At 71.1% G+C, this 10929-nt stretch carries 8 protein-coding genes, 1 tRNA gene and 1 pseudogene; 9 read left to right on the top strand and 1 reads right to left on the bottom strand.

All coding sequences use genetic code 11. The annotated features are described in order from the left end of the window. Positions 1-543: 543 nt before the first annotated feature. The 7 genes from HMPREF3159_RS03100 (at position 544) to nrfD (ending at position 9177) form a co-directional block, all read left to right on the top strand. Positions 544-1119: an ATP-dependent Clp protease proteolytic subunit gene (locus tag HMPREF3159_RS03100; RefSeq protein WP_070499624.1), complete on the top strand. Its 576-nt coding sequence runs from the start codon at positions 544-546 to the stop codon at positions 1117-1119. A gap of 82 nt (positions 1120-1201) precedes the next feature. Continuing rightward, positions 1202-1870: an ATP-dependent Clp protease proteolytic subunit gene (locus HMPREF3159_RS17620; RefSeq protein WP_210388819.1), complete on the top strand. Its 669-nt coding sequence runs from the start codon at positions 1202-1204 to the stop codon at positions 1868-1870. A gap of 158 nt (positions 1871-2028) precedes the next feature. Beyond that, a complete protein-coding gene (clpX, locus tag HMPREF3159_RS03095; RefSeq protein WP_070499623.1) occupies positions 2029-3369 on the top strand; it encodes an ATP-dependent Clp protease ATP-binding subunit ClpX in 1341 nt (446 codons plus the stop codon). Then, a complete protein-coding gene (locus HMPREF3159_RS03090) occupies positions 3366-3710 on the top strand; it encodes a chorismate mutase (protein ID WP_070499622.1) in 345 nt (114 codons plus the stop codon). The genes clpX and HMPREF3159_RS03090 overlap by 4 nt, the downstream gene beginning before the upstream one ends. A 60-nt stretch (positions 3711-3770) precedes the next feature. After that, positions 3771-7067: a formate dehydrogenase-N subunit alpha gene (gene fdnG, locus HMPREF3159_RS03080; RefSeq protein WP_246821452.1), complete on the top strand. Its 3297-nt coding sequence runs from the start codon at positions 3771-3773 to the stop codon at positions 7065-7067. Then, positions 7064-8065 carry a 4Fe-4S dicluster domain-containing protein gene (locus HMPREF3159_RS03075; RefSeq protein ID WP_070499619.1) on the top strand — a complete coding sequence of 334 codons (1002 nt, stop codon included), beginning with the start codon at positions 7064-7066 and terminating at the stop codon, positions 8063-8065. Before fdnG ends, HMPREF3159_RS03075 begins: the two co-directional genes overlap by 4 nt. Then, positions 8062-9177, top strand: a complete 1116-nt coding sequence (nrfD, locus tag HMPREF3159_RS03070; protein WP_070499618.1) for an NrfD/PsrC family molybdoenzyme membrane anchor subunit — start codon at positions 8062-8064, stop codon at positions 9175-9177. The genes HMPREF3159_RS03075 and nrfD overlap by 4 nt, the downstream gene beginning before the upstream one ends. 22 nt (positions 9178-9199) lie before the next feature. On the opposite strand, the gene selD is transcribed toward nrfD, so the two are convergent. After that, entirely contained in the window at positions 9200-10219 is a 1020-nt protein-coding gene (selD, locus tag HMPREF3159_RS03065; protein ID WP_070499617.1) for a selenide, water dikinase SelD, read from the bottom strand. Positions 10220-10292: 73 nt separating this feature from the next. Between selD and HMPREF3159_RS03060 the strand changes: the two genes are divergently transcribed. Both HMPREF3159_RS03060 and HMPREF3159_RS03055 read left to right on the top strand, forming a co-directional pair. After that, a tRNA-Sec gene (locus HMPREF3159_RS03060) sits at positions 10293-10387 on the top strand. 116 nt (positions 10388-10503) lie between these two features. After that, positions 10504-10929: pseudogene (locus tag HMPREF3159_RS03055) on the top strand (L-seryl-tRNA(Sec) selenium transferase); the annotation flags it as partial.

The following is a 10929-nucleotide window of genomic DNA, read 5'->3' as shown; positions in this document are numbered from 1 at the left end:
CTGGGCCGAGGCGCCGGTGAAGGCGGTGCCGAGGACGACGGTGCCGAGGACGGCGGCGCCGCCGAGGCCGCGGGCCGCGGTGCCGGCCTGGCGGGTGGGGAGCTGAGCGCGACCGGGGAGACGGTGGGAGTTGTGCTGAGCCATGATGAGCGGGAGTTCCTTCCGATCCCGACCGGAGGCCGGGGGCATTCCTGCGGGATGTCGCGACCTCTGGGGTCGGCGTGGTGACTTCACGGTAGAAGGGTCTCCGGCCCGTTCTGAAGGTGCTTGGCAGACCCGGAGAACGCTTTTTGTCTCTTTTTTACACATAGGCAGGAAGTCGTGACCGACTCTCGCCCCGCCTTGACGATCCCGGGGGCGGGACGCCACAGGTGCTGCGGCGCCGTGCCAGTGCGCCTGCGGCGAACAGGGCCCGTCACCCTCCCGCCCAGCGCCTAGAGTCGACGCATCGACGATTCCCGCGATCAAGGAGCCCCCGTGACCTCTCAGACCCCGCAGAGCAGCCAGCCCTCCGCGCCCCGTGACGCGGCCGGCGATTCCCCGATGGGCCTCGACGACAACGTCTACCAGCGCCTTCTGCGCGAGCGCATCGTGTGGCTCGGCTCGGAGGTCCGCGACGAGAACGCCAACGCGATCTGCGCCAAGATCCTGCTGCTGGCCGCCGAGGACCCGGACAAGGACATCTACCTCTACATCAACAGCCCCGGCGGCTCGATCACCGCGGGCATGGCCATCTACGACACGATGCAGTTCGTCAAGCCGGACATCGTGACCGTCGGCATGGGCATGGCGGCGTCGATGGGGCAGTTCCTGCTGTCCTCCGGCACCAAGGGCAAGCGCTACGCGACCCCGCACACCCGCGTGCTGATGCACCAGCCGCTCGGCGGCCTCGGCGGCACCGCCACCGACATCCGCATCCAGGCGGACCTCATCCTCTCGATGAAGAACCAGCTCGCCGAGCTGATCGCCGAGCAGACCGGCAAGAGCGTCGAGCAGATCCACGCCGACTCCGATCGCGACCACTGGTTCACGGCGGCGGAGGCCCTGGAGTACGGCTTCATCGACAAGATCGTCGCCGGCTCCGGCGACGTCACGGGCGGCGGCGGCACCGACAGCTGATCGCCCCCTCCAGAACCTTCCGACACCTTCGAGACCAGGAGACCCCGTGACCTTCGATCCCCGCACCATCGGCGCGCTGCCCATGGCCCAGGCCGGCGCGCAGCCCGCCGCCGCCGCTCAGATGCCGACCTCCCGCTACGTGCTGCCCCAGTACGAGGAGCGCACCGCCTACGGCTTCAAGCGCCAGGACCCCTACACCAAGCTCTTCGAGGACCGCATCATCTTCCTCGGCGTGCAGGTGGACGACGCCTCGGCCGACGACGTCATGGCGCAGCTGCTCGTGCTCGAGTCCCAGGACCCCGATCGCGACATCACGCTGTACATCAACAGCCCCGGCGGCTCGTTCACCGCGCTGACCGCGATCTACGACACGATGCAGTACATCAAGCCCGAGATCACCACCGTGTGCCTCGGCCAGGCGGCCTCCGCCGCCGCCGTGCTGCTCGCGGCCGGTGCGCCGGGCAAGCGCCTCGCGCTGCCGAACGCCCGCATCCTCATCCACCAGCCCGCGATGGGCGGCGAGGGCGGCGGCGGCCAGGCCTCCGACCTCGAGATCCAGGCCAACGAGATCATGCGCATGCGCGAGTGGCTGGAGGAGACCCTCGCCCACCACTCGGGCCGCACCAAGGAGCAGGTGAGCGCCGACATCGAGCGCGACAAGATCCTCACCGCGCAGGGCGCCCTCGAGTACGGCCTGGTCGACCAGGTGCTCGCCTCCCGCAAGGAGGCGCGTCCGGCGCTCGGCCGCTGACGCGTCGGCGGGCCGCCGCGACGGCTCCGCCGCACGACGATCGACCACGACGGCCCCGCTGCGGCGGGGCCGTCGTTCTGCCCACAGCGAGCCTGCGCGGTCACGCCAGGAGCGGCGGGGAGGCTGGACGGACCTGAGCGCCGAGGAGGAGGACAGCTGTGGCACGTACGAGCGAGAACGGGGACGTTTTCAAGTGCTCCTTCTGCGGCAAGTCGCAGAAGCAGGTCGAGCGCCTGATCTCGGGGCCGGGGGTGTACATCTGCGAGGAGTGCATCGAGCTGTGCAACGAGATCATCGCCGAGGAGGTCCAGGCCGCCCAGCCCGCCGCCGAGGAGCAGGCCCCGCTGCCCGCCCCGCGCGAGATCTTCGACTTCCTCGAGGAGTACGTGGTCGGCCAGGAGCCTGCCAAGCGCGCCCTCGCCGTCGCGGTCTACAACCACTACAAGCGCGTGCGCGCGCAGGACGCCGCGCAGGCGGCTCCGAACGCGAAGAGCGCCGCTGCGAGCCTCGCCGAGGAGGCGAGCGACGACCACGAGGACATCGAGGTCTCCAAGTCCAACGTCATGCTGGTGGGCCCCACCGGCTGCGGCAAGACCTATCTCGCCCAGACCCTCGCCAAGATGCTCGACGTCCCCTTCGCGATGGCAGACGCCACCGCGCTGACCGAGGCCGGCTACGTGGGCGAGGACGTCGAGAACATCCTGCTCAAGCTCCTGCAGGCCGCGGACTACGACGTGAAGAAGGCCGAGCGCGGCATCATCTACATCGACGAGGTGGACAAGATCGGCCGCAAGGCCGAGAACCCCTCGATCACCCGCGACGTCTCCGGCGAGGGCGTGCAGCAGGCGCTGCTGAAGATCCTCGAGGGCACGGTCGCTGCGGTGCCGCCGCAGGGCGGGCGCAAGCACCCCCATCAGGAGTTCATCCAGATCGACACGACGAACGTGCTGTTCATCGTGGCGGGCGCCTTCGCCGGCATCGAGGACATCATCGGCTCCCGCATCGGCAAGCGCGGCATCGGCTTCGGCTCCGAGCTGCACTCCCCGCTAGCGCAGGAGGCGCTGTACTCGAAGCTGCTGCCCGAGGACCTGCTGAAGTTCGGGCTGATCCCCGAGTTCATCGGCCGCCTGCCGGTGATCACGAGCGTCTCGAACCTCGATCGGGAGGCGCTGATCACGATCCTCACCGAGCCCCGCAACGCGCTGGTGAAGCAGTACCGCAAGATGTTCGCCCTGGACGGCGTCGAGCTCGACTTCGAGCGCAGCGCCCTGGAGGCCATCGCGGACAAGGCGGTCGAGCGGGAGACCGGTGCGCGCGGCCTGCGCGCCATCCTCGAGGAGTCCCTCCAGCCGGTCATGTTCGAGGTCCCCTCCCGGCATGACGTGGTCAAGGTGGTCATCACCGAGGGCGTCGTGACCGAGGGCCGGGCGCCCCTGATGCTCACCGGCAAGGACGCGGACCGCGAGCACGGCAGCGGCCGGCAGGAGCGCACCGCATGAGCGCATCCGGCCACGCGGGTGCCCCGCGGGAGGCGGAGGTCGCCCGGGCCCGGGAGCTGCTGGGAGAGGAGCGGCGCAGCATCGACAACATCGACGCCGCCCTCGTGCACCTGCTCGCCGAGCGCTTCTCCCACACCCAGCGCGTGGGCGTGCTGAAGGCCGAGCACGGCCTGCCGCCGGCGGACCCGGACCGCGAGCAGCAGCAGATCGAGCGCCTGCGCTCCCTCGCCGATGCCGCAGGGCTGGACCCCACCTTCGCCGAGGCCTTCATGCGCTTCATCGTCACCGAGGTGATCCGCCACCACGAGCGGATCCGCGACGAGGGCGCCGCGGGGGCCTGACCCGGCCCGGGCCTCGTCGAACGCGCCCTTCGAGTCGAAACCGCTGATAGCATCGGGGGCATGGCTCGAAAGACGTTCCTCGACTGGCCGGTGATCCGGCAGCTGCGCGGGGCGGATCCGACGGGACGCGGCACCGCCGTCACGTCCCCGCGGACCCGCAGCACGACGCCGCGCACCGCGGAGGCGGACGGTGTCGCCGACAGCGTCTGCCCGTACTGCGCCGTCGGCTGCAGCCAGCGCGTCTTCCACAAGGACGGACGCGTCATCAACATCGAGGGCAACCCGGACTCCCCGGTCTCCCGGGGCCGGCTGTGCCCGAAGGGCGCCGCGAGCGAGCAGCTCGCGAACTCCTACCTGCGCCAGACGAAGGTCCGCTACCGCCGCCCCTACGGGACCGAGTGGGAGGACCTCGACCTCGACACCGCGATGGACATGATCGCGGACCGCTTCCTCGAGGCGCGCCGGAAGTACTGGGAGGACGAGGACGAGCACGGCAACCCCCTCCGGCGGACGATGGGCATCGCGAGCCTCGGCGGCGCGACCATCGACAACGAGGAGAACTATCTGATCAAGAAGTTCTTCACCGCCGCGGGCGCCATCCAGATGGAGAACCAGGCCCGCATATGACACTCCGCCACGGTTCCCAGTCTGGGAGCCTCGTTCGGTCGTGGCGGTGCCACGAACACGGTGCAGGACTTCGCCAACGCTGATCTCATCGTCATCGAGGGCTCGAACATGGCCGAGGCCCACCCGGTCGCCTTCCAATGGGTGGTCGAGGCGCGCAAGCGCGGCTCCCGGGTCATACACGTCGACCCGCGGTTCACACGCACCTCCGCGAACGCCGATCGGCACATCCCGATCCGCACCGGCACGGACATCGTGCTGCTCGGCGGCGTGATCCGGCACGTGCTCGAGAACGAGCTGTACTTCAAGGAGTACGTGCAGGCGTACACGAACGCCTCGACGCTCGTCTCCGAGGCGTACGGCGACCCCGAGGACCTCGACGGCCTGTTCTCCGGCTACGACCCGGAGACCGGCACCTACGACAACACCACCTGGGCGTACGCGGGTGATCCCGACGCGATCGCGCGCGGCCTGCCCGAGCGGGACGAGACCTTGCAGCACCCCCGCACCGTCTTCCAGATCCTGAAGCGTCACTACGCGCGCTACACCCCGGAGATGGTGCAGGAGACCTGCGGCATCGCTCCGGAGGACTTCGAGTACCTCGCGAGTTCGATCGCGGAGAACTCGGGCCGTGAGAAGACGACGATGTTCGCCTATGCGCTGGGCTGGACCCAGCACCAGGGCGGTGCGCAGATGATCCGCACCTCCGGCATCCTCCAGCTGCTCATGGGCAATATGGGACGCCCCGGCGGCGGCATCATGGCGCTGCGCGGACACGCCACCATCCAGGGCTCCACCGACATCCCGACGCTCTACCACATCCTGCCCGGCTACCTTCCGATGCCGAAGGCCGGACAGGACGACTTCGACGAGTACACGCGCCTGGTGGGGAAGAAGGAGCAGAAGGGCTTCTGGGCCAATGCGGACATCTACACGATCAATCTGCTGAAGGCCTGGTGGGGGAAGCACGCCACCGCCGAGAACGACTGGGGGTATCACTACCTGCCCCGGCTCACCGGCGCGCACGGCACGTACCAGACCGTGATGCGGATGCTCGAGGGCGGGGTCGACGGGTACTTCCTGTTCGGCCAGAACCCCGCTGTCGGCTCGGCCAACGGGCGTATGCAGCGTCTGGGCCTGACGCACCTGAAGTGGATGGTGGTGCGCGACTTCTACATGATCGAGTCGGCGACCTTCTGGAAGGACGGACCGGAGATCGAGTCGGGGGAGCTCTCCCCGGAGCAGATCGGCACCGAGATGTTCTTCCTCCCGGCCGCGAACCACACCGAGAAGGCCGGGTCGTTCACGCAGACCCAGCGCATGGTGCAGTGGCGCGACCAGGCCGTCGAGCCGCCGGGCGACGCGAAGAGCGATCTCGAGTTCATGTACGAGCTGGGACGCCGCGTGCGGGAGAAGCTCAAGGACTCCTCCGACCCTCGCGACCGTCCGATCCTCGAACTGACCTGGGATTATCCTGTCAACGAGCATGGCGAGCCGGACGCCGAGGCGGTCCTCGCCGAGATCAACGGCCGACACCTCTCCGGTGAGAGGGCCGGGCAGCCGCTGGCCTCCTTCGGGGAGATGAAGGACGACGGCTCCACGAGCGGAGGCTGCTGGATCTACTCCGGCGTCTACGCGGGCGGGATCAACCGTGCCCGGAAGCGGACACCCGGTCAGGAGCAGGACGAGACCGCAGCCGACTGGGGCTGGGCCTGGCCCGGGAACCGACGGATCCTCTACAACCGGGCCTCGGCCGATCCCGAGGGCCGCCCGTGGAGCGAGCGGAAGAAGTGGGTCTGGTGGGACGAGGAGAGCGGGACATGGACCGGGAAGGACGTGCCGGACTTCCCGCCCACGAAGCGTCCCGACGACCCCGGGGACCCGGGCAAGGGCGGCGTGGCGGCGCTGGCGGGGACCGATGCGTTCACGATGCAGTCCGACGGGCGCGGATGGCTCTTCGCGCCGACCGGCATGGTGGACGGGCCGTTGCCGACACATTACGAGTCGCCGGAGTCGAACATCCCCAATCCTCTGTACCCCCAGCAGTCCAACCCCACCAGGGTCACCTTCCAGGACGAGGACAACCTCAGCTCGCCGGGCGCGTCGGCGCAGGGCGGTGAGGTGTATCCGTACGTGTTCACCACCTACCGGATCACCGAGCACCACACCGCCGGCGGCATGAGTCGGTTCCTGCCCTATCTCTCCGAGCTCCAGCCGGAGATGTACTGCGAGGTCTCCCCGGAGCTCGCCGCGGAGATCGGGCTCGAACCCTACGGGTGGGCGACGATCATCTCGGCGCGCAACGCGATCGAGGCGAAGGTTCTGGTCACAGAGCGGATGACCCCGCTCCATGTGGGCGGGCGCACTGTCCACCAGATCGGCCTCCCGTTCCACTGGGGCCGCGGCAGCGCCGCGGTGGTGCAGGGCGACGGGGCGAACGACCTGATCGGGATGAACCTCGACGCCAACACCCAGATCCAGAACAGCAAGAACAACTCGTGCACGATCCTGCCCGGGCGCCGCCCCCGCGGGCCGGGCCGTGCCGAGCTGGTGGAGGAGTACCGCCGCAGGGCCGGGCTGATCCCCGCGCTGCACCCGCAGGTCGACGGGGCCGAGGGCGCTCCCGGTGCTGGCCCGGCCACGGGCGGGACCCCGCACGAGGTGCGCGGTCCGGAGGAGGCCACCGCCGTGCCCACAGGGGAGCCGTCGATGAAGGAGATGAGGAACCGATGAGCCTGCTCGCCGGACCGGAAGGACCCTCCGCGGACGCGGGATGGGACCACGACCACGAGCGCAAGGGGTTCTTCACCGACACCTCCATCTGCATCGGCTGCAAGGCCTGCGAGGTGGCGTGCAAGGAGTGGAACCGCAACCCGATCGACGGCAACCTCGAGATCCTCGGCTCGAGCTACGACAACACCGGCGAGCTCGGCGCGAACACCTGGCGCCATGTCGCCTTCGTCGAGCAGGGCCAGGAGCGGATCGAGGAGGCGCGGGAGTCCGGCCGCAAGCTCGTCAGCCTCGGGATGCCGGGGATCGGCCCGAAGTCCTCCGGCAAGCGGGGCGCGACCCCCGCCGGTGACCTCTCGGGCGTGGACCGCACCCCGCCGGACACCCCCGAGTTCCGCTGGCTGATGTCCTCGGACGTGTGCAAGCACTGCACCAACGCCGGCTGCCTGGACGTCTGCCCGACCGGTGCGATCTTCCGCTCCGAGTACGGCTCCGTCGTGGTGCAGCAGGACGTGTGCAACGGCTGCGGCACCTGCGTGAGCGCCTGCCCCTTCGGCGTCATCGAGCGACGCGACGACGGGACCGTCTCCCCGTTCGCCGTGCGCGAGGAGGAGGACCCCCGCCGCAACACCGCGAGCAAGTGCACGCTGTGCTACGACCGGCTGGTCGACGGCGAGCAGCCCGCCTGCTCCGCCACCTGCCCCACGCAGTCGATCACCTTCGGCGACCACCCCGATCTCACGGCCGACGCGAAGCAGCGGGTCGCCGACCTGCACGAGCGCGGCATGACCGAGGCGCGGTTGTACGGGGCGAACCCCAAGGACGGCGTGGGCGGCACCGGCTCGGTGTTCCTGCTGCTGGACGAGCCCGAGGTGTACGGCCTCCCGCCGGACCCGCAGGTGCCCACCAAGGCGCTGCCGAAGCTCTACGCCCGCACCGGCATCGCGGCTGCGGGCATGGTCGTGGCCGTCGCGCTGTCCTTCCTGGGGGCGCGTCGATGAGCATCACCGAGTACGACGCGGACCGTCCGCCGGAGAAGCCCCGCCGGCGCGACGGAGGGAAGCGCCGACGCCGCCGCGGCCTCGGCGAGGTCGGGATGGGCGACGGCTCCCGCGAGGGCGCGGTCGTCGAGGACGTCGAGATCGAGCGGTCCGAGCAGTACGACTCCTACTACGGTCGGCCCGTGGTCAAGGCGCCGCCGTGGAAGGCCCCGATCGCCGTCTACCTGTTCCTCGGCGGCGTAGCCGGCGGCTTGGGCCTGCTGGCCTTCGGGGCGCAGTGCACCGGTCGCCCGGTGCTGCGCCGCAGCGCGCGCCTCACGGCGCTCGGCACCGTCGGTGTCGGCACGCTGGCGCTCATCGAGGATCTCGGCCGCCCCGAGCGGTTCCTGAACATGATGCGCACGGTCAAGGCCACCAGCCCCATGAGCCTCGGCACCTGGGTGGTGGGAGGCTTCGCCTCGCTGTCCGGCGTGCTCGGCGCGCTCGAGGTCGACCGCCTGGCGGGGGAGAAGCTCCCGCTCGGGGCGCTGCGCCACCTGCTCAGGGCCGCCGAGGGGCCGGCCTCCCTCGGCCAGGTCGCCCTCGCCCCGCTGCTCGCCTCGTACACCGGTGCGCTGCTGGGCAACACCGTGGTCCCCACCTGGGAGGCAGGCCGCGGCCACCTCCCGTACCTCTTCGCCTCCTCCGCGAGCCTCGCCGCCGGCGGTGCCGCGATGGTCACCACCCCTGTCGCCGAGGCCGGTCCCGCCCGGCTCCTCGCGGCCGCGGGGGTCGCCGGGGACGTGGCGAGCATGCACCTGATGAAGGAGTCGATGCATCCCCTGGAGCGGGAGCCGCTCGAGACCGGGACGCCGGGCAAGCTCCTGACCTGGGCGGAGCGCCTCGCGATCGCGGGCGGCATCGGCACGCTCCTCGGCGGGCGCAGCCGCGTGATCGCGGCGGCGAGCGGTGCCGCGCTGCTGACCGCCTCGGCGCTGACCCGCTTCGGGGTGCTGAACGCCGGGCTCGAGTCCGTGAAGGACCCGCGCCGCGTGATCGAGCCGCAGAAGGCGCGCCTGGCGGCCCGCCGCGCCGCCGGCATCACCGACGACTCGATCACCACCGCCGGCTGAACGGGCGGACCCGCGGGCGCGGTCAGCGGACCTGGATGCCCTCGCCCGCGACGGTCTCGCCGATCACCGGATAGCCGGGCACCTCGCCGATCACCAGCAGGCCGCCCGAGGTCTGCGCGTCGGCGAGCAGCAGCAGATCGTCCTCGTCGATGCCGGGTCCGGCCTGGACCGCATGGCGCACCCACTCGAGGTTCCGCCGCGTCCCGCCGGAGACGAACCCGTCCCGCAGCGCCTCCGCCGCGCCGTCGACCAGCGGCACCGACGCCCTGTCCAGGATCATCCCGACCCCGGACGCGCGGCCCATCTTGTACAGGTGGCCCAGCAGGCCGAAGCCCGTCACGTCGGTCGCGGCCTTCGCCCCGGCGGCGAGAGCCGCCTTCGAGGCGTCCCGGTTCAGGGTCGTCATCACCTCGATCGCGGCGGCGGAGACCTCGCCGGTGGACTTCATGCGGTTGTTCAGCAGGCCCACCCCGAGCGGCTTGGTCAGCGTGATCGGCAGGCCGGGCTCCGCGGCGTCGTTGCGCAGCAGACGGTCCGGGCGGGCGGTGCCGGTGACGGCCATGCCGTACTTCGGCTCGGGATCGTCGACCGAGTGCCCGCCGATGACCGGCACCCCGGCCTCCGTCGCGATCGCGAGACCGCCGGCGAGCACCTCCTGCAGCAGCTCGTAGGGCAGGACCTCGCGGGGCCAGCCGACGAGGTTGATCGCGACCACGGGGTCGCCGCCCATCGCGTAGATGTCGCTGAGCGCGTTCGCGGCCGCGATCCGGCCCCAGTCGCGGGCGTCGTCGACCACGGGGGTGAAGAAGTCCGCGGTGGAGAGCACGGCCGTGTCGCCGTCGGGCCCGCCGATCCGCACGGCGGCGGCGTCGTCCCCGTCGTCCAGGCCCACGATCACCTGGTCGTACTGCTGCCCGGCGAGGGAGGAGACGACCTCCTCGAGCTCGCCCGGAGGGATCTTCGAGGCGCAACCGCCTCCGTGCGCCATCGTGGTCAGGCGGATCGCGGGGCGGGACAGGGGCAGGATGGGGGAGTCGCTCATGGCCCGACCCTAGCCCGGTCCGCCTGAGGAGTGCGAGCGTCGTCCCAGGTCCGGCGGTGATATCGTCGCCCGCGGAGGCGTACGTGTCCTGGTGGGCGCCCCAGTCTTCAAAACTGGTGAGACCGAGCATCTCGGTCTGGCGGGTTCGATTCCCGTCCGCCTCCGCCAATACTGCCGTCCGCCGTCGGGCGGACGCTCCGATCCCGTGCGCAGGAGGTCCCGTGCCCCAGTCCCCGAGCGACGCCGAGGGCACGACGACCCCGGGCCGGGGCGGCCACGGCGCCATCGGCCACGACGCGAAGAGCCCCGGCAGGTCATGCCCCGGCGCGGAGGACCCTCGTCGGCGGATCCCGCGCACGGATCGCCTGCTCGCCCTGCCCGAGGTCGCCGCGGCGAGCGGCGCGATGGGGGAGCGCGTGGTGCACGACCTGGTCCGCGCCGCCCAGGACCGGGCCCGCCGCGGCGAGATCGCCCCGGAGGACGTGACCGCCGCGGTGCTCTCCTCCCTCGGGGACCACAGCGCCTCCACGCTGCGCCCGGTGCTGAACGCGACCGGCGTCATCGTCCACACGAACCTCGGCCGGGCCCCGCTCTCGCCCGCGGCCCGGCAGGCGGTCCAGGACGCCGCAGGGTACACCGACGTCGAGTTCGACCTCGCCACCGGCGCCCGCTCCCGCCGCGGCGCCGGCGCCCGGGCCGCGCTGCTCGCC

This window comes from Brachybacterium sp. HMSC06H03 (assembly GCF_001807385.1).
Lineage (GTDB): Bacteria > Actinomycetota > Actinomycetes > Actinomycetales > Dermabacteraceae > Brachybacterium > Brachybacterium conglomeratum.
This window is presented reverse-complemented; position numbering and strand designations above follow the sequence as displayed.

Excerpts from the sequence above, each read along its gene's own strand:
- nrfD (WP_070499618.1), top strand. The coding sequence starts at position 8,062 with ATGAGCATCACCGAGTACGACGCGGACCGTCCGCCGGAGAAGCCCCGC.
- HMPREF3159_RS17620 (WP_210388819.1), top strand. The coding sequence starts at position 1,202 with ATGGCCCAGGCCGGCGCGCAGCCCGCCGCCGCCGCTCAGATGCCGACC.
- HMPREF3159_RS03075 (WP_070499619.1), top strand. The coding sequence starts at position 7,064 with ATGAGCCTGCTCGCCGGACCGGAAGGACCCTCCGCGGACGCGGGATGG.
- HMPREF3159_RS03090 (WP_070499622.1), top strand. The coding sequence starts at position 3,366 with ATGAGCGCATCCGGCCACGCGGGTGCCCCGCGGGAGGCGGAGGTCGCC.
- HMPREF3159_RS03100 (WP_070499624.1), top strand. The coding sequence starts at position 544 with ATGGGCCTCGACGACAACGTCTACCAGCGCCTTCTGCGCGAGCGCATC.
- selD (WP_070499617.1), bottom strand. The coding sequence starts at position 10,219 with ATGAGCGACTCCCCCATCCTGCCCCTGTCCCGCCCCGCGATCCGCCTG.